The 19,058-nt window shown below is 52.5% G+C and carries 14 protein-coding genes; 4 read left to right on the top strand and 10 right to left on the bottom strand.

The window, feature by feature from the left end:
• Window positions 1–308 precede the first annotated feature (308 nt).
• A complete protein-coding gene (locus tag MO867_RS07115; RefSeq protein WP_252465603.1) occupies window positions 309–1,115 on the top strand; it encodes an SDR family NAD(P)-dependent oxidoreductase in 807 nt (268 codons plus the stop codon).
• Window positions 1,116–1,944: 829 nt separating this feature from the next.
• Complete coding sequence (locus MO867_RS07120) at window positions 1,945–2,973, top strand: nitrilase-related carbon-nitrogen hydrolase (RefSeq protein WP_252465604.1); 1,029 nt, start codon at window positions 1,945–1,947, stop codon at window positions 2,971–2,973.
• Window positions 2,974–3,365: 392 nt separating this feature from the next.
• On the opposite strand, the gene MO867_RS07125 is transcribed toward MO867_RS07120, so the two are convergent.
• The 9 genes from MO867_RS07125 to MO867_RS07165 all read right to left on the bottom strand — a co-directional run bounded on the left by MO867_RS07125 (window position 3,366) and on the right by MO867_RS07165 (window position 13,159).
• Complete coding sequence (locus MO867_RS07125; protein WP_252465605.1) at window positions 3,366–3,845, bottom strand: putative porin; 480 nt, start codon at window positions 3,843–3,845, stop codon at window positions 3,366–3,368.
• Between the two features lie 187 nt (window positions 3,846–4,032).
• The gene (locus MO867_RS07130) at window positions 4,033–4,221 is read right to left on the bottom strand and encodes a hypothetical protein (RefSeq protein WP_252465606.1); all 189 of its coding nucleotides are present in this window, start codon (window positions 4,219–4,221) and stop codon (window positions 4,033–4,035) included.
• A 504-nt stretch (window positions 4,222–4,725) separates the two neighbouring features.
• Entirely contained in the window at window positions 4,726–5,625 is a 900-nt protein-coding gene (locus MO867_RS07135) for a hydroxymethylglutaryl-CoA lyase (RefSeq protein WP_252465607.1), read from the bottom strand.
• Window positions 5,625–7,625: an acetyl-CoA carboxylase biotin carboxylase subunit gene (locus MO867_RS07140; RefSeq protein ID WP_252465609.1), complete on the bottom strand. Its 2,001-nt coding sequence runs from the start codon at window positions 7,623–7,625 to the stop codon at window positions 5,625–5,627. Before MO867_RS07140 ends, MO867_RS07135 begins: the two co-directional genes overlap by 1 nt.
• 14 nt (window positions 7,626–7,639) lie before the next feature.
• The gene (locus MO867_RS07145; protein WP_252465610.1) at window positions 7,640–8,437 is read right to left on the bottom strand and encodes an enoyl-CoA hydratase/isomerase family protein; all 798 of its coding nucleotides are present in this window, start codon (window positions 8,435–8,437) and stop codon (window positions 7,640–7,642) included.
• Window positions 8,438–8,510: 73 nt separating this feature from the next.
• Window positions 8,511–10,118: a carboxyl transferase domain-containing protein gene (locus MO867_RS07150; RefSeq protein WP_252465611.1), complete on the bottom strand. Its 1,608-nt coding sequence runs from the start codon at window positions 10,116–10,118 to the stop codon at window positions 8,511–8,513.
• Window positions 10,119–10,236: 118 nt separating this feature from the next.
• Window positions 10,237–11,406: an isovaleryl-CoA dehydrogenase gene (locus MO867_RS07155; RefSeq protein WP_252465613.1), complete on the bottom strand. Its 1,170-nt coding sequence runs from the start codon at window positions 11,404–11,406 to the stop codon at window positions 10,237–10,239.
• 125 nt (window positions 11,407–11,531) lie between these two features.
• Entirely contained in the window at window positions 11,532–11,948 is a 417-nt protein-coding gene (locus MO867_RS07160; RefSeq protein WP_252465614.1) for a MerR family transcriptional regulator, read from the bottom strand.
• Between the two features lie 98 nt (window positions 11,949–12,046).
• Window positions 12,047–13,159 (bottom strand): hypothetical protein, encoded by a 1,113-nt coding sequence (locus MO867_RS07165; RefSeq protein ID WP_252465615.1) that lies wholly within the window; start codon window positions 13,157–13,159, stop codon window positions 12,047–12,049.
• A gap of 328 nt (window positions 13,160–13,487) precedes the next feature.
• Here MO867_RS07165 and serB point away from each other — a divergent pair, with 328 nt between their 5' ends.
• Window positions 13,488–14,630 (top strand): phosphoserine phosphatase SerB, encoded by a 1,143-nt coding sequence (serB, locus tag MO867_RS07170; protein ID WP_252465616.1) that lies wholly within the window; start codon window positions 13,488–13,490, stop codon window positions 14,628–14,630.
• Window positions 14,631–15,100: 470 nt separating this feature from the next.
• Here the strand turns inward: serB and MO867_RS07175 are convergent, their stop codons facing one another.
• Entirely contained in the window at window positions 15,101–17,044 is a 1,944-nt protein-coding gene (locus MO867_RS07175) for a M1 family metallopeptidase (RefSeq protein ID WP_252465617.1), read from the bottom strand.
• Window positions 17,045–17,355: 311 nt separating this feature from the next.
• Between MO867_RS07175 and MO867_RS07180 the strand changes: the two genes are divergently transcribed.
• Window positions 17,356–19,017 (top strand): alkaline phosphatase D family protein, encoded by a 1,662-nt coding sequence (locus MO867_RS07180; protein ID WP_252465618.1) that lies wholly within the window; start codon window positions 17,356–17,358, stop codon window positions 19,015–19,017.
• Window positions 19,018–19,058: the final 41 nt, after the last annotated feature.

Raw genomic sequence — 19,058 nt, forward strand, 5'->3', positions numbered from 1 at the left:
AGCAGTACAGTGACTATGGGGCTATAGCTGTATGAAACTGTCCGAAGTGTTGATAGGGGTATAGAACACTTTTAATATGATCGTGAACTCAGTGTACCCGGAGCTAGAGCCTTTACAAACACTAAAAAAACGTCTTTACACACGTAACGTGGCTTCACGTATTAGCACAGATATCAGCCAGGTAGACGTTTCTGAAACGAAAATTCTAAATCTTTACAGGATTAAATCTAGTATCAGAAAATATGCCTGGACCGATGATCTCAAACAAGAACTTATCAATCATAGTAACAACCCGATGGAGTTGAGTAATGAATCTTGGTATTTCAGACCGTGTTGCCGTTGTCACTGGTGCAAGCTCGGGTATTGGTTATGCAATTGCGGAAGAGTTCCTTGCAAATGGCGCAAAGGTTGTTCTCGTTGCACGGCGAAAAGATCGCTTGCAGACAGCAGAGAACACGTTTCATAAGAATTTTAAATCCGGTATTATTTCAATCGCAGTAGATGTAACTGAGCCTGATTCTGTTCAGCGTATCCTTGATAAAACCCTCGATACCTTCGGGCCGCCAGAGATTCTCGTCAATAATGCCGGACGTGCCCAAGCAGGTGGCCTGTTGTCCTCGACGGAAGAAGACTGGGAGCAGATGACCGCAGTAAAGCTTACCTCCATGCGACGCATGTGCAAAGCTACTATTCCCTATATGCAGGAAAAGGGCTGGGGGAGGATTGTCAATATGTCATCAATTGGCGGTACCTATCCTAACCCCAAGTTATTTATTTCTCATGTCCTAAGTGCAGCTATCAATAATCTATCGAAGGCCCTGGCACTGGAAGTTGCTGCGGACAATATTCTGGTCAATACGATTGGTGTTGGAGCTGTAAAAACTGAGAATTGGAAAAATAATATGATCCCCTTTATCCGCAAGACCACACCAGAATTTGCAGGAATTTCGGATGAAGAACTCCTTGCTCGAGTATCAGCAAAGTGTACACCGGTAAAACACCCTGGCGCACCGGAAGATATCGCCTCTCTCACAGCTTACCTTTGCTCAGCACGCAACAACTTTGTGACCGGAGATACCATTAATGCATCCGGCGGGGCTGACCGTTTTATGTAGGCTTGTGAAGCTCCGCTAAACTTGATCAAATAGCTGATCATTTAACTGGCCAGTCAGCGGCACAGTTATGCTTTAAGATCACTGCGAAACCACGAATTCAAGGCACTAAATGGTCTACTTTATTAATCAATTTAGCTAGGGAACTTCCTTGATATTGGCAGAGGGAAGCGCGGCAGTCGAACGCTTCAAGTTGGGGAATTAGTCCTACTAAAATCCAATTAGAAATAACAGTTTGCCTCATAATTTCAATAGGAATTTAAACCATCCAAATCGACTCAGATACCTTATCCTGCAAGACCGAAACATGCTTGAAAACTTGATTGATTTCAGTAGCAATTATCAACGTCGATTTGATTGTTATTCTATAATTTGAAATCCGCGGAGGCCGGGGTAATCCCAGCATAAGTCCCTTTTGAAATTTATAGGAATACGATAAAGCGAGATTATCACCAACAAGTTACTCTATATTGAAGTAGAAATTCCGCCCTATCTAAACCGATGTTAAATCTGAATTTTTACAGCACCTCCCTCACAGGGAAATATAATATTCTGATTATATTTACTATCGAACTAGCTGTAGATTTCGACACACTTGTAACAGTAACACTACATACGAAACAGATACTTGATGGTGGTATAGGCTATATCTGGCTCAACTGTTGACCGGCAAGCTAAAAAGTACTAATTCAGACCACACTTAGCGTTTCCGTATCTTCTTGATAGATGGATTTAAAAACGGAATCACGTCTTTGATACGTTCTAATTTTGATATAATTAGATGTATAAGTTGTATTTCCAAGTGGCCTCTAAACTTTTAGGGAGAAACGGGATGCCAGCAATTAACCCTATTCCAGATGCGATGAGCGTAGTACTTATTCAATTTTCACCGAGTGCCGCATCTGATGCCAAAGGCGTCAAGAAAAACATTAAGAGGATTGGAGCGTATATTGATCGTGCGTGTTTATGTTTTCCTGGCGTGGACCTGATTATTTTCCCTGAATACAGCACCTACGGTTTCGGCTTCCACCCTTACGCCGCACATTTAAAATTAGCTTCGACAATACCAGGCCCTGAAACTGAAGCTTTCGGAAAAATTGCTAAGGAATATGGCGTTTGGTTGTGTGTATCCGTTGTTGAACGTGCGCCTGAACCGAATATGAAACCATATAATGCTATGGTGCTGATCAATAATGATGGCAAAGTCGCTCTATCCTATCGGAAAATGATCCCGTGGTGTCCCATGGAACCATGGAGTCCCGGACCCGACATGTCGGTTTGCAACGGACCGAAAGGATCGAAACTGGCTATTGCGATTTGCTCAGATCTTGATTATCCAGAGGTGGCGCGCGAAGCCGCCTGGAAGGGCGCAAATGTTATCCTTAGGCCCGCCAAATACATGTATCCCTGGGATCATATTTGGGGCATCACAAATCAGGTGCGTGCCTATGAAAACCAAGCCTATGTGGTAGCCGTCAATCACACAGGCGAGGATAGCTCCTACGCCTATTTTGGCCGATCTATGGCCTGCGATTTTGACGGAAATATCATATGTTCACTCGATGGCAACGAAGGCATGACAAAGGTGGACCTTTATCCGCAATTGGCCGATGCGGCACGTGATAGGCGACTATCAAACAACTATCTTTACCAGCTCAAGCACCGCGGGTATACCGGACTTCCTCCAAGGGGAGCAACCCATAATCCCTTCACCATTTATAGTGACTGGGACAACATTCCGAAACGCTGGAACCGAGACCCCAGTGAAGAGGCTGAGAAGATCTCCAATAGAGGGCGGAAGATTCTGGCAAAAGCAGCAGAAAAGAGAAAAATTGAACCGCCGGAATCCTCAGAAGAGTGATTACCCTATCTTCACCTCTTTTTCTGCGTGCAAGAAGTCCTCCCCAGAGAAACAATTGCGTTTCACGAAGGAGGCCGATGTAATGGTAGCTTTCTTCCTCCATACAATACGCAAACGATTAACCCAGCGAACAAACAGCTCCTTAAACTGCATCTTTAATGGAGCAGCATCTCAAATAGAAAGTCACGCAGTGCAGTATTATTTGCCCGCCGGATCAATACATAGGTCCGAGAAACAGCTTTTATTTACTTAAAAACCTATCGCTATAAAAAACAATTCCCCAAAGACCAAAACATCAATTATTTAAGTTTTTGATTGCACACAAATTACATGTTTGAAAATCGCAAGTATGAAAAGGACTCACGACCGACAGCCCTTTTTACTTTCCCGAATTAGAACTGCACAACCAAATCCAACTCAAATTTATTTACATCCACATCCGTATTCCAGATTGTTGCATAGATGTCACTCCCAAAACTGGAATGTTTAAAAACATTATCTAAAACTGTACTATAAGATGCTTCCACCGCTACATTACGATTGAAAAAGTGAGAAAAAATAAATTTATAATCGCTATTCTCATCATACTCGACACCAAGAGAGGTATTCTGAGTAAAGTAGTAATCTGCATCTAGCTTCCAGTAATTTGCATCCAGTTGCGAGTAATCATTCCAGCTATCATTATAGTAATAGCTAAAGCCAGCGGCTATATACTGACTTTCTCCAACCTTTGAGAAATATTTAGATGAAAATATCTGCCAATTAAATCGCTCATCGGTATAAAAATCAAAACCAATATAACTAGTATCATTCAGCTGATAGTTATATCTTGCTTCAGCATATACATCACCTTCGGTAACATTAAGCTCCAAAAGAAAATCAGGTGTAAATAGATACCCCAAGGATACAGAGTTGAAGCCCCCCCCCACAACTTGGTTAAATTAGCACCAAATTTAAACCCACTTTCAGTGAAGTATTCACCAGCAATAGCGTAATCATCATTGTCTCCACCCCCAATGTTTCGATGATAGTATGCCGCTGACAAGTTACTAGACTTATTTATACCCTTCGAGGTCCAAGAGACTCCTTACCAGAAAAGTAATAGCTTGTTTCAATCGAAAAATCATCGCCACTATCTGTATCAAAGTCCAAATTTGAATAACCGGCCGTGGTAATTGATTTGTACTCCTCAGCAACTGTAGTAGCCGTAAGTAACACTAGGGAAAGGGCCACAAAATAGATTTTCATCTTAAAATCCTCCATAAAGAACGGTTCCATGTTAGGGACTTGGATATGACTCCTACAGCGGGTGAAATGAGATACTCGATAGTGCCAGTGGCCGATGGATAATAGCAGAAACTAAAATAGTCCTACCGATTAGAAGAGGCCCAGTAACAGACGCGGCAAGTATTGAGCCATGGTTAATACTTCACCGGCTGAAGCATTGAAGGGATTCAATTACTGACGATTATTGGAGGAAACGGCGCCAAAAATCAAAGTCAGATTACTCTCTTGCAGAGCCGGCAATCGATTATTGGAGGTAGATTCCAGCAAGGCTGATACGGTAAAACGACATGGTATAGTTTGAATCGACCGGAGGGCCACATGCAGATTTTTTTAGGTAAAAGGGAATAAAGCTGGGGAAGGCGGATGCCTAAATATAACCTCTGACCGACTGTCTCGAGCTAAATCCTAGCAATTAAATTCACACCAAGACCGAGTTCAGAACCCTGATGTGAATCAATTAACACCTCAGCAAGGCACCAAAGCCTTAGCCACCCGCGAGTTAGTTTCCCGCCGCAGCTGTTCAGAAATAAAGTTCCCGGCCTCAGCGAGCAACTGTAAATCCACGCCGGTTTCAATACCCAGGCCATTGAGCATATAGAGCACATCCTCACTGGCAACATTGCCGGAGGCGCCGCGAGCATAGGGGCAGCCGCCCAGGCCGGCTACGGCGGAGTCCACTACGGCAACGCCCATTTGCAGGGCAGCGTAGATATTAGCCAACGCCTGACCGTAGGTATCGTGGAAGTGCACCGCGAGTTTTTCCACCGGTACACGGGCCATCACCTGTTCCAGCATACGCTTGGCGGCTTCCGGGGTGCCGACACCGATGGTGTCACCGAGAGAAATCTCGTAGCAGCCCATTTCCAACAGGGCGGCACTGACCTCGGCCACCTTGGCCGGGTCAATATCGCCTTCATAGGGGCAGCCCAGTACGCAGGAGACATAACCGCGCACGGGGATAGCGTCCTGTTTGGCTTTTTCCACCAGCGGGCGGAAGCGCTCCAGACTTTCGGCGATACTGCAATTGATATTTTTCTGGGTAAAGGCTTCCGAAGCTGCACCGAATACGGCGACCTCGTCGGCCTTGGCCTCCAGTGCGCGCTCATAGCCTTTTAAGTTGGGCGTCAGGGCGCTGTAGATTACACCGTCCTTGCGCTGGATACCCGCCAGCACTTCTTCACTCGCAGCCATCTGCGGGACCCACTTGGGGCTGACAAAACTGCCGGCTTCAATAACCGACAAACCGCTGGCACTGAGCTTATCCACCAAGGCGATACGGGTTTCCACCGAGATGGGTTGCTCTTCATTTTGCAGACCATCACGCGGACCCACTTCTACCATTTTGACTTGCTTGGGTAGTTTCATTATTGCGCCTCCGCGGCAAAATCCACCAGCAGGCTGCCGCCGTCCACCAGCTCACCTTCGGCACAGAAAAACTGATGTACCGTGCCGGCGCCAGGCGCGCGCAGGGTGTGCTCCATTTTCATCGCTTCCATTACCAGTAGCGGCTGGTCTTTTTCCACAGTAGAGCCTGGCTCTACCAGCAGGGAAATAATGGTGCCGTTCATGGGGGCATCGAGTCCGTGGGCCTGGTCGTTACTCTCTCCGATATCCGGCGGCAACAGCTTGAATTCCACCTGGGTGCCTTCGATAAACACCACACCGCCATCGCGGGTATCTACGGCGGAGAAATTAACACGGCGACCATCCACTAGGGCGATATCGCAACCCGGCAGCAGACGAACCTCGCCACTGTTTTTTTCCTCGGACAAGGCATCGCAGGTCCAGTGCAAGCTATCGCCTTCGGCGACAAAGCGGATTTGCGCATGATGGCCACGGTAATCCACAGTCTGGGTACGGCTGCCGGCCAGAGCATTGCGCCAATTGTTACCACTGTGCCAGGGGGAGAAGGGGTCCCGCTGTGGGGCGCTGACGCACAGATTGCGAACTTCACATTGATGCAGGTATGCAGCAATGGCTGCGCACTTCAGCGGAGTCAGTGCCTGTTCCTGGTGCAGCACTTGCGCTTCGTAGTCTTCGATAAAGTGGGTGGATACACGACCACACACGAATGCCTCGTGATTAATCACCCGGCGCAAGAACTCAATATTGTGACGCACGCCGGCGATCTGATAATCGCGCAGGGCGCGGTCTAGTTTGGCCAGGGCCTCTTTACGCGTGCGACCATGGCAGATCAACTTGGCGATCATTGGGTCGTAGTGCACGCTGATTTCATCGCCGGCCTGCACGCCGGTATCGACCCGTACGCCCTCACCTTCCGCCGGGGGCTGGTGGCGTAGCAACACACCGGTAGATGGCAGGAAGTCGTTGTCCGGATCTTCGGCATAGATACGCACTTCCATGGCGTGGCCGTTGATCTGCAGATCATCCTGGCCCAGCGGCAAAGGCTCGCCTGCGGCTACCGCCAGCTGCCAGGCCACCAAATCCTGGTCGGTGATCATTTCCGTCACCGGGTGCTCCACCTGCAGGCGGGTATTCATTTCCATAAAGTAGAAGGCACCGCTGGCATCCAGCAGGAATTCCACCGTGCCGGCTCCCACGTAACCGATCGCGTGGGCAGCTCGCAGCGCTGCATCCCCCATACGCGCACGCAGCTCCGCAGTCATACCCGGCGCCGGGGCCTCTTCCACTACTTTCTGGTGACGGCGTTGCACCGAGCAATCCCGCTCAAACAGATAAATACCATTGCCCTGCTGATCACAGAACACCTGGATCTCCACATGACGCGGGCTCACCACATAGCGTTCCAGCAACATAATGTCATCGTTAAAGGCGTTCATGGCCTCGCGCTTGGCAGCGGCCAGTGCTTCGTGGAATTCAGAGACACTGTCGACACGGCGCATACCCTTGCCGCCACCACCGGCGGCGGCTTTTAGCAGTACCGGGTAACCAATACGGTTGGCATGCCCCTCGAGAAGATCTTCATTCTGGTTGGTGCCGTGATAACCGGGTACCAGAGGTACACTGGCCTCTTCCATAATGCGCTTGGCGGCGGACTTTGAACCCATAGCCTCAATCGCACCGGTGGGCGGGCCGACAAAAATAATACCGGCATTGTCGCAGGCGCGGCAGAATTCGGCATTTTCCGACAGGAAACCGTAGCCGGGGTGGATAGCATCCGCCCCGGTCTGCTTCGCGGCATCCAGCACTTTGGTGGCATCCAGGTAAGATTCCCTGGCCGGGGCCGCCCCCAAATGTACCGATTCATCCGCCATCTGCACGTGTAGCGCGTCCGCATCAGCATCGGAATACACGGCAACGGTGGCCACCCCCAGTCGGCGAGCGGTCTTGATAATGCGGCAGGCAATTTCGCCGCGATTGGCTATTAACAGTTTGCGAATCATAAAGAACCCGAAATTTATCCGTCGCTACCATTCATCCACTTGGGCGCGCGTTTTTCTAAAAACGCGGCCAATCCTTCCTGTCCTTCCGGCGATACCCGCACGGCGGCGATCAACGCACTGGTCTGCCCTTGCAGTTCGTCGTTAACCACGCGATTGGACATAGACATAGCCAATTGCTTGGCCATGGCAACCGCCCGAGGACCATTGTCCGCGATGGCGGCCACCAGTTTCTGCACGTGCAGATCCAAATCGCCCTCGGCGCAAACTTCAGATACCAGACCAATTTCCGCTGCCCGCTCGGCGGAAAAACGCTCCGCAGTGACAAAATAGCGACGTGCATGGCGGGTACCGATGGCATTGATCACATAGGGGCTGATGGTGGCGGGCAACAGGCCGATTTTGACTTCGGACAAGCAAAAGCTGGCGCGTTCAGTGGCCACGGCCATATCGCAGCAGCTCACCAAGCCCACGGCGCCACCAAAAGCCGCACCCTGCACCCGCGCTATTGTGGGCGTAGGGAAAGTGTCGAGCTTATACAGCATGGCGGCGAGTGCAGCAGAATCGCGGCGATTTTCCTCTTCGGAATAAATCGCCATGCGCTTCATCCAATTGAGGTCAGCGCCGGCGGAAAAACTCTTGCCGTTGGAAGCCAGTACCAAGACTCGCACTGCAGGGTTTTGCGCCAGGTTTTCGAAAGTGGTTGCCAGAAGGTGAATCAGTTCATCGTCAAAAGCGTTGTGAATTTCCGGGCGGTTCAGGGTGACCGTCGCCACACCCTCGCTATCCACTTCGCACAGCAATTTATCGCTCATTGTCATTTCTCGAATGGGGCCTCTTTATATGCGGCGTGGGGATAAATCACCGGCGCCGCAATACTGCGATTTGTTACATGCGGAACACGCCGAACTGGGTCTCTTGCGGCGCCTTGTGGCTGGCAGCCGCCAGGCACAAGGCGAGCACGCGGCGGGTATCTGCCGGATCGATGACACCGTCATCCCACAGGCGCGCGGAGGCGTAATAGGGGTGCCCCTGATGTTCGTAATTATCCACAATCGGCCGCTTAAACTGGCGCTCTTCCTCTTCGCTCCAGGTTTCGCCGCGCGCTGCCATCTGGTCACGCTTTACCTGGGCCAGTACGCCGGCGGCCTGTTCGCCACCCATGACCGAGATACGCGCGTTGGGCCACATAAACAGGAAGTTGGGATCGTAGGCGCGGCCACACATACCGTAGTTACCGGCACCAAAAGAGCCGCCGATCAAGATGGTGATTTTTGGCACCTTGGCGGTGGCCACTGCGGTCACCATCTTGGCGCCGTGCTTGGCGATGCCGCCCGCTTCGTACTGCTTGCCCACCATAAAGCCGGTGATATTTTGCAGAAACACCAACGGAATCTTGCGCTGTGCACACAGTTCAATAAAGTGCGCGCCTTTTTGTGCGCTCTCCGCAAACAGGATGCCGTTGTTGGCGACAATGCCCACCGGGTAACCATTGATACGGGCAAAACCGGTCACCAGCGTAGTGCCGTACAGTGCTTTGAATTCATCGAATTCAGAACCGTCCACCACCCGCGCGATAACCTCGCGCACATCGAAAGGCTGGCGCGCGTCCTTGGGCACCACACCGTAGATATCTTGCGGTGGATACATCGGCTCTACCGGTTTCTGGATATCCAGGCCGGGAGTCTTGATACGGTTCAGACGCGCCACCGAACGACGCGCCAGCTGTAGGGCATGTACATCGTTGTTGGCGTAGTGATCGGAAACCCCGGAAGTGCGACAGTGCACCTCGGCCCCCCCCAATTCCTCCGCAGAAACCTCTTCGCCGGTGGCCGCTTTTACCAGCGGTGGCCCAGCCAGGAAGATGGTGGCCTGCTCCTTCACCATAATCGACTCATCCGCCATGGCCGGCACATAAGCACCGCCGGCAGTACAACTTCCCATGACTACGGCAATCTGTGGAATGTTTTGCGCAGACAGGTTGGCCTGGTTAAAGAAGATGCGGCCGAAATGTTCGCGGTCCGGGAATACATCGTCCTGGCGCGGCAGGTTGGCACCGCCGGAATCCACCAGATAAATACACGGCAGGTTGTTCTGCTCGGCAATCGTCTGCGCGCGCAGGTGTTTTTTCACCGTGAGCGGATAGTAGCTACCACCTTTTACCGTGGCATCGTTGGCGACGATGACACAGGGCTGGCCGGATACAGTGCCGATACCGGTAATAATACCCGCGGCCGGAACATTCTCACCATAAACATCGTGAGCGGCCAGTTGGGAAAACTCCATAAACGGACTACCCGGATCGAGCAGCGCATCGATACGATCCCGAGGTAATAATTTACCGCGGGCCAGGTGTTTTTCCCGTGCGCGCTCGCCACCACCCTGGGCAATGGCTTCCACTTTTTCACGCAGGTCTGCCACCAGCGCCTGCATTTGCTCGCGGTTTTCACTAAAGGCGGCGTCGCGTGTATTTATTTTGCTTTGCAACTGATTCATAAAATCTGATTCACTTTCCCGGAGAAAAGACCTCCACAGGGCGCGGTTTATTGCCGCAGTACCCGGCTAGAGACAGCTGCCGCCGGCAGACGCCAGCGGCGAGGAGAAATGCCCAGCCTTAGCGGGTTTCTTTAAACAGTTCACGACCGATCAGCATACGGCGCACTTCTGAAGTGCCCGCACCAATTTCGTAGAGCTTGGCATCGCGCAACAGGCGGCCAGTGGCGTACTCATTGATGTAGCCATTACCACCCAAGGTCTGGATGGCCTGTAGGGCCATCTGTGTTGCACGCTCTGCAGTAAACAGGATTACTGCAGCGGCGTCTTTGCGCGAGTCCTCACCGCGATCACAGGCTCTGGCCACCGCGTAAAGATAGGAGCGGCTGGCATTCAGGTCTGCGTACATATCGGCAATCTTGCCCTGCATCAGCTGGAATTCACCGATGGCCTTGCCGAACTGTTTACGGTCATGAATGTAGGGCACCACCACATCCAGACACGCCTGCATAATCCCTACGGGGCCACCGGAAAGAATGGTGCGCTCGTAATCGAGGCCACTCATCAATACCCGCACGCCGCCATTCAGTTCGCCGAGGATATTTTCTTCCGGTACTTCACAATCTTCGAACACCAGCTCACAGGTGTTCGAACCGCGCATGCCGAGTTTGTCGAGTTTTTGCGCTTGGGAGAAACCCGCAAAGCCGCGCTCGACAATAAACGCCGTAATACCGCCGGAACTGATGCCCGGTTCGGTGCGCGCGTAAATGACATAGGTGGTGGCATCGGGACCGTTGGTGATCCACATTTTGTTGCCGTTCAAGATGAAGCGATCACCGCGTTTCTCGGCACGTAATTGCAGGCTCACCACATCAGAGCCGGAGTTGGGCTCACTCATCGCCAGTGCGCCGACATGCTCACCGGAACACAGCTTGGGCAAATACTTGAGCTTCTGCTCACGAGTGCCGTTCTTGTGGATCTGGTTTACACACAGGTTTGAGTGGGCACCGTAGGACAGGCCTACGGAGGCAGAGGCGCGGGAGATTTCCTCCATGGCCACAGCGTGAGCCAGGTAACCCATATTGGAGCCGCCAAACTCCTCATCCACGGTCATGCCGAGCAGGCCCAGCTCACCGAACTTCTTCCACATATCCGCAGGGAACAGGTTTTCCTCATCGATCTGCGCCGCACGGGGCGCCAGCTCCGCCTGGCAGAATTTGTACACCATGTCACGGAGCATATCGATGTCTTCACCGAGACCGAAATTCAGGGTTGGGTAGGAGGTATTCATAGTGACTCCACTGATAATTAAAAGTGTTTTTCTTCTGGTCGCGCCCGCAGCTCACTCATCCCATTGGCCCCGTGTTACTACATGACACAGGGTTATAGGCATTCACCTGAGACCCGCCGAATTTATTAGGGACTTTCGTTCTTACGGCTGCGCACCAGAGCCACCTGGGCACGCGCCTCAGCTTCTTCCAGCTCCCCCATCAGGCTCTCAATATCCCGCAACTGCTGGCACAGGTGCTCACGCTTCTGGCCGATATGTTCCAGGAGGCGCTGCAACTGCTCCACATTGCCGTGGGCAGGATCGTACATATCGATAATCTCGCGGCTTTCATCCAGGGAAAACCCCAGCCGCTTGCCGCGCAGAATCAGCTTCAGGCGCACCCGCTCTTCAGGGCTATACACGCGGGTTTGGCCGCGCCGCTCCGGCTTGAGTAGGCCCTTATCCTCATAGAAACGGATAGTTCGGGTGGTGATATCAAATTCCCGTGCCAGTTCTGAAATACTGTAACTATGGGGCTCTACGATACTGGCTTTGGCTTTCATAAGTACTTCCTCGAGGCTCCGCCAAGCCTAGCAATAGTTTACGTTAACGTAAACGTAAAGGATGCGCCAAAAATACATCGCAAGGGGTTATCAGTCACTTAGCCCACCGGGGTCCTATGGGGCGTCGCCTCAGCGCCGAGAAGCTGCTGCAATTGGCTGTCGAGGAGTTTTTGATAGGAAGGCGTCAGACCTGTCACTTCCAGGGTCCAGCCGGCACCATGGTGCTCAATACGTCCAACCAGAGAAGTATCCTCCAGCAGTTCCGGGTGCAGAAACAGGCCCCGCGATTGATTGAGCAATTGATCCGCACAAAAATCCGGGCGTTCCGGCTGGGACGGCACTACCGCCAGAGCCAACTTCATACCGGTGGCACGGCTCACACTCTGCATCTCCCGCAGCAACAAACCGCAACAAACCGCGCGGAATGCGGCATCGGTTCCCGAGAAACCCAAACCGACTTGAGGCCCTGCACAACTCAGCGAGTGGGCGCCATAAATCCGTTGTAACAAGCGCATACGGCCGTCCAGCTCGCGCTGCAGGCCTTCCAGAGCACTGCGGCTCAGCTGGTTTCCAAGCTGAGCCCAATTCAGGGGGCGAAGGAAGAGTCCAATGCTGGACTCCGCCACTCTATCAACCTCTGCCGGGGAGTTTATTGTTTCTGCGGACAACTTGCGTCCACCGGATAGGCTGCCGGCGAGTAGCGCCGCGGCAGCACTAAACGGCAGTGCAAATACCAAAGTCAGCAGCAAGCTGGCCCAGGGAAAAGTAACGGAGCTACCAGGCACCAGTGCCAAGGTAATATTGCCAGCAATACTGTCGTGTAGGACCACCGGCTCAGTAATGGCCTCTCCGCTCTTCAGATCACCAACTTCAGCAAGCGTATTCGACTCTACATCTTCTATCAAAATGCCAGAAACTGAAGGCAACTCCAACAATTGACGGGAGATCAGCTGCAAGCTGATACGATCTCCAGCCATAATACTCTCCAGGCTTTGCCCGGCGAGGAAAGTCGCTGCCGCGTTTGCGGAAGTCCTGTCCCGCTCTATCGCCACCGCACGCTGCTGCCCATATAAATGCCCCAAGGCAGTCGCGCAGAACACGGCCAGCGTTGCCCAGATTGCGAACGCCAATAAACGCTGGCGAGCCTGTTTGGAAAGAAGTGCAAGCTGGGCCGGCACTTTACGAAGAGTGGATACTTTTAAAATTGACATAAATCGCGGCAGAAATTATTGCGTATTGTTTTTTGCCTTGCCTATAAATAGCCTTTTAAGACTCATTTACAGGCTGCCCCAAATTACTGACCCAAATACTTGAGTCAGCCGATATTTTTGCGACGGGCACTCAACTTGTGCACGCCAAATTAATTCCTGAGCGATTGGTAAACCTGGCGCCGAAATAGTTCAACCCGATGTATCTATCGCTTCAGAATTAGGTTGTCTCAAAACAGTACTGGACGCTGAACTCACTCTTGCGCCAAGCTGATCACCAGTATCTCAGATAGTGGCGGCAATTTTAGCGAAGATTCTGACTAGAGCTATAATGCGCCAGACATTTCATACAAGCGGACCAGTACTCATGGGTGATCAGACCAACTCACAAGAATTCCACCTCTCCCTCGAACAGATTACCCAGGCCCCCGCAGACTGCACTTTACGCTACCTGGACTTTCACGGCACCCAGGCAAAACTCGGCGTGGAATATTCCGGCACTGCGCCATTTACCCGTGACGGCATTAAGTTATCACCGGCACCGGAGCAAGCCGCACCGCTACAGGCGTCTTGGTGTGTCACCCTGCTCAGTCCCTCTGCCAGTCTGGCCCAACTACAACAGCTGATGCGCTTTTTTGACGGGCAACAGTGGACCTTGGTTGCTGCCGACACACTGGCACAGAGACCTGAGTGCACCGTGATTCGTTTCCAGATTGAAGGAGATCTTAATTTTGACCGCGCTCGCCTATCCTGCCTAAGAGTCGCCGATCAACTGGGAGCGGACCTGGTAATCCAAGCTGCCGCCACACAGAGAGTCCCGGCGCTCGCCGGCTTCGACATGGACTCGACCCTGATCGATGCGGAGGTTATTGACGAACTGGCAAAGATCACCGGAATCGGTGATCAAGTCACCGCGATCACTCAGGCCACCATGGCTGGAGATATGGATTTTTGCGAGAGCTTCAAAAGGCGTATGGCGCTACTGAAAGGCTTTTCCGAAAAACGCCTGGCAGAAATTGCCCAAGAATTGCCATTAAAAGAAGGGGCCTACGAGCTACTTACAGCCCTGCGTGCGCTGGGCTGTAAAACCGCGTTGCTTTCTGGGGGTTTTACTTATTTTGCTGAATTCCTGCGGCGCGAGCGCCTACCACTCGACTTTACCTATGCCAATGAGCTGAAATTTGCAGAAGGTGCACTGACCGGTGAAGTGGTCGAACCGATTATCGACGGCGATCGCAAGCGAAAACTGCTCACGGAAATTGCAGAAAAATTAAATATTAGCCTTGAGCGCGTTGTCGCTATGGGTGATGGCGCCAATGATATTCCCATGTTGAATCTGGGAGAGCTGGGTATCGCAATTCATCCAAAGCCCAAAGTAAGAATGCAGGCTCCACAAGCCATCAATTTATTTGGCCTGGATGCGGCACTCTACCTGTTTGGCCTCAACGATCGACAAATCGAAAAACTCGGGTAAGAACCCAGACTTAATCGTCACCGCATTGCATGTGGAAAAGGAAATGTTTGTCGCTTGTTGTTATCTGTGCAAGCGCTGGGGTTCCGCTCACAACCGACGATGAAAAGCCCCAGGACAACCAATAATAAAGCTCGTTTATACATAGGTGCCTCCCTTCCTGAGTAAATATTCTGGGGCAGCAGACTACGCAAAGGCTGCCCGTTTGAACAGTCATTCAATGATTTTTATGCCAGAAATCTGGCATAAAAATGATGCCTTCGTACCAGTTTGTTTAACTTTCCAGCAAACTGGTAAAAAATCCACACAAAGATATGCTTGCGACTGCGCGCCACTAGCTTATCGCAAAAATACTACCCGTGAGTAAAGCAGCTTAAGAGCCAATACTACGTAAAAAAAGAAAGGGAATCGGAGGGAGCCGCCGCAATTCTTAAGCCAGTGGCAGGAATTGCGGCGGCTGAAAAAGAAAGCGGTTAAGCCTCTTTCTTGCCGTAGATCACTAAGCTGTTCACCTTGACAGACAGCGGGTGGTAACCCACTTTGGCGCGCTCAAAAATTCGTGCAGCCACATCCTTTTTACCCGTCTCCACCATATTGCGATAAAGCGGGCGCAGGAACTTGTTGCGACCAATGCTGGTGAGGAAGTTTTCCAGGCGATCAAACGCCGGCTCGTAGTCGTTGCGCACGGCAATCATCAACCAGCTGAAAGCCACTTCGTTGTTGCGGGATTCAGTCAGGCCAAAAGCGTTATCGAGTTGCTTCAGTTGCGCATCAGACAGTTTCTCTGGCATACCGTCGAGGAAGTACTTCCATTGGTGGAAAGTCCAATCTTTGGTATCAATATCACCGGCCGCCAGCTGGCCATCCAGCCACTGTTGGCGCACTGGGTCCAGTTTGGCGAAAGCATCGGACTGCGGATGCGGCGCACCTTCTGGCACACCCGGTTCAAAAATCCACTGTTGAATACGCGCGCGATCCAGCTTGTCAGCGTGCTCCTTGAGTAGGGTTTCATCGAGGTACTTGACGAAGTCCTCTGTGGTGATGCTCTGGAAGGAGAAGTGGTTGAAGTACTCCATCAGGAAGCGGTCAAACGCTTCGCGGCCCACTTTTTGTTCCAGTTCATACAGGAACAAAGAACCTTTCTCGTAGGGGATATTGGAGAAGACTTCATCCGGATCACGACCGCGCAGGTCGATCGCCATGATCTCATCGCGGGGCTCTTTATCGGCCAGATCCGCCTGCAAATCGCCGTAGCCCAGAGCCATTTCCATCTGGTAGCGCTCATCACCGTAGACAAACTGCATGATACGGTTGGTCAGGTAAGTGGTGAAACCTTCGTTCAGCCACAGATCGCGCCAGCTGGCATTAGTTACCAGATTACCGGACCAGGAGTGGGCCAACTCGTGGGCGATCAGGGCCACCAAGCTCTTGTCACCGGCGATCACCGTCGGGGTGATAAAGCTCAGACGCGGGTTTTCCATACCGCCGAAGGGGAAGCTCGGCGGCAGAATCAGCAGGTCGTAACGATCCCAGTGGTAGGGACCATAAGCCTTCTCAGTCGCTTCCAGCATGGACTCGGTATCGGCAAACTCCGCCGCAGCAGATTCCAACATGGAGGGCTCGGCATAGACACCGGTGCGCTCACCCATGGGCTTGAATTGCAGATCACCGACGGCCAGCGCAATCAGGTAAGAAGGGATACGCTGGGGCATCTCAAACTCGTAGACGCCATTTTTGGCCGTCTTCGGGTCGTTGTTAGCGCTCATTACCGCGCGCAGTTCTCTCGGTGTGTGCACGGTAGCGTTGTAGGTGATACGAACTTTCGGGGAGTCCTGCAGCGGGATAAAGCTGCGCGCGTGAATCGCCTGGGCCTGGGTGAACAGGAAGGGGTGATTCTTACCGGCGGTCTGCTGTGGCTCTAGCCACTGCACACCGGAGGCACCCGGCGCAGTGCGGTAGCGGATGGTGATGCTCGTGGCATCTTCCGGCAGATCAATATTCAGCGGGGTACCCAGGTGACCGTCTTTCTCGCCCATGGAGAAGTTCACCGGGGCGCCATTGGCGGAAACCGAAACCACTTCCAGCTCGCGGGTATCAAGCACCATCGGCTGGTTCTTGTCGTTGAGACGCTCGAAGTCCAGCTTGGCTTCACCTTCCAGAACCTTGCGCGAAAAATCTACGCTCAGGTCCAGGTCCAGGTGCTGTACCTGGTAGTCATTGCTGTTGGCGAAGGAGTGGTAATCCACACCGGATTCCGGCGCCTTATCCACAACGTTTTTCTTCTCGATTACAGCGGCCGCTTTCATCGGCGCGCTCGCATTCTCAACTTCGGTCTTGGAGGGTTCTGATTTGGAACAACCTCCGGCAACAGCGAGGCCGCTAACAATCAGACCGGTACACAATAAACGGGGCAACATGGGTCAACTCCCTGAGTTCAGCTTTTTCAATTTGCGCCACAGGATACCCGAGGAAGCACAGATGAGAAACGACAGCGCCCTTTATCGGCGGAAGCGACCCCTCGCTGGGCCATAGACGCAAATCCTAAACGCCGACAGTCATACCGGTTTTTGCTGATAAAGCAGGTTAATGTCTCATTTTCGCCACTTGGGGAGGAATTTCATGACTAATCACATTATTTTGGGAAAAATTCTGACCAGCAATTAACACAGCGTTCATTTTCTGAATTCAGACTGCGGTTCCTTGATAACAAACCCAAAAAGGAACACCCATGTCTCTGTCCCGCAGGCGGTTTCTACAATTTACCGGCGCCAGCCTGGCGGCCCTGCCACTTCTAAAAGCTTACGGTTCCGGCCAAGAGCCGTTCCAGCACGGTGTGGCCAGTGGTGACCCCCTGGCGGACCGGGTGATTCTCTGGACCCGGATTACTCCGTCGCCAGACCCCACCTTCGAGTCTATGCTGCCCTACACCTGGCAGATCGCAATGGACCCGGAGATGGGTATGGTGGTCAACAGCGGCAGCGGCATTACTGGCCCCAACCTCGACTACACCATAAAAGTGGATGCCAGCGGGCTGCAGCCGGGTACTACCTATTACTACCGTTTCTACTCCAACGGCTTCGATTCCCCCGTAGGCCGGGCGCGGACTCTGCCCACCGGTCATGTGGATCGCCTGCGCTTCGCCGTCACCAGCTGCTCCAATTATCCCATGGGCTATTTCAATGCCTACCGGGAAATTGCCCAGCGCGCCGACCTGGATGTGGTACTGCACCTGGGAGACTACATCTACGAATACGGCCCCGGCGGCTACGGCACCGACACCGGCCTTGGGCGGGAGCCAATCCCCGCCAAGGAAATGGTGGATATCCAGGACTACCGCCAGCGCTACGCCCAATACCGTTCCGATCCTGACCTGCAGGAAGTGCACCGCCAACACCCGTTTATTTGTGTCTGGGACGATCATGAAACCACCAACAACTCTTGGGCAGGAGGTGCCGAAAACCACAATCCTCAGGACGGCGAGGGCGATTGGCTTGTACGCCGCGCCGTAGCTAACCAAGCCTACTTCGAGTGGATGCCAATCCGCGACAACGGCCTATTGGATCTCTTTGGTGACAGGGCCATTTACCGCAGCTTCCGCTTCGGTAACCTAATGGACCTGATGATGCTGGATACCCGCATCGCCGCACGAGCTGAGCAAGCGAACTGGTTTGACCAGCAGACTGCCGATAATCCAGAGCGCAGTATCCTCGGCACACAACAAGAGGAATGGTTGCATCGAGGCCTGACCCAGTCACAAGCCGACGGCGTGCGTTGGCGGGTGTTGGGGCAGCAGGTGATGATGGCTCAACTCACCCTGGCCAGAGACCTTTCCGTCAATATGGATCAGTGGGATGGCTATACCGCTTCACGCACACGCCTGTTCGACCATATTACCAATAACAATATCGATAACTTCATTGTACTCACTGGAGATATCCACAGCTCCTGGGCCTGGGACTTGGCCAGCAATCCGTTCAGTATTTTGAAGTACGGACGCCTCACCGGTCGAGGCGCCCTCGGTGGTGAGTTTGTCACACCTGGGGTGACCTCCAGCTTCCTAGATAAATCACACCTGACCGATGTCGCCGCCATCGCTATGGACGGATTGATTCCGCATCTGAAGTGGGTAGAGATCACTCAGCGCGGCTATTTGCTGATGGATGTCTCCCATTCCCGAACCAAGGCTCACTGGTATCACGTGGATACCGTCACCAGCCAAAACTATAACGCCGGTCTGGCGCGGATTTACAAGCAGAAAGCCGGGGAAAACCATATCCAGCGCGCCTGGAGCGAAAGCTCTGCCCCAGAAGTTGTATCTGCGCCGGCCCCCCAATACGGCGCCCTGGCACGCAATGCCATTGCCGCCCTGCGCAACCGCTACAACGTTTGATCGACGCCCAATAAAAAACCGCGCGGCCCGCAAAGGCTGCG

The sequence above is a fragment of the Microbulbifer okhotskensis genome (assembly GCF_023895975.1).
In the GTDB taxonomy this organism is placed as follows: domain Bacteria; phylum Pseudomonadota; class Gammaproteobacteria; order Pseudomonadales; family Cellvibrionaceae; genus Microbulbifer; species Microbulbifer okhotskensis.

Coding starts and splice junctions, on each gene's coding strand:
- MO867_RS07115 (WP_252465603.1), top strand. CDS start 309: ATGAATCTTGGTATTTCAGACCGTGTTGCCGTTGTCACTGGTGCAAGC.
- MO867_RS07120 (WP_252465604.1), top strand. CDS start 1,945: ATGCCAGCAATTAACCCTATTCCAGATGCGATGAGCGTAGTACTTATT.
- MO867_RS07130 (WP_252465606.1), bottom strand. CDS start 4,221: ATGAAAATCTATTTTGTGGCCCTTTCCCTAGTGTTACTTACGGCTACT.
- MO867_RS07135 (WP_252465607.1), bottom strand. CDS start 5,625: ATGAAACTACCCAAGCAAGTCAAAATGGTAGAAGTGGGTCCGCGTGAT.
- MO867_RS07140 (WP_252465609.1), bottom strand. CDS start 7,625: ATGATTCGCAAACTGTTAATAGCCAATCGCGGCGAAATTGCCTGCCGC.
- MO867_RS07145 (WP_252465610.1), bottom strand. CDS start 8,437: ATGAGCGATAAATTGCTGTGCGAAGTGGATAGCGAGGGTGTGGCGACG.
- MO867_RS07150 (WP_252465611.1), bottom strand. CDS start 10,118: ATGAATCAGTTGCAAAGCAAAATAAATACACGCGACGCCGCCTTTAGT.
- MO867_RS07155 (WP_252465613.1), bottom strand. CDS start 11,406: ATGAATACCTCCTACCCAACCCTGAATTTCGGTCTCGGTGAAGACATC.
- MO867_RS07160 (WP_252465614.1), bottom strand. CDS start 11,948: ATGAAAGCCAAAGCCAGTATCGTAGAGCCCCATAGTTACAGTATTTCA.
- MO867_RS07165 (WP_252465615.1), bottom strand. CDS start 13,159: ATGTCAATTTTAAAAGTATCCACTCTTCGTAAAGTGCCGGCCCAGCTT.
- serB (WP_252465616.1), top strand. CDS start 13,488: ATGCGCCAGACATTTCATACAAGCGGACCAGTACTCATGGGTGATCAG.
- MO867_RS07175 (WP_252465617.1), bottom strand. CDS start 17,044: ATGTTGCCCCGTTTATTGTGTACCGGTCTGATTGTTAGCGGCCTCGCT.
- MO867_RS07180 (WP_252465618.1), top strand. CDS start 17,356: ATGTCTCTGTCCCGCAGGCGGTTTCTACAATTTACCGGCGCCAGCCTG.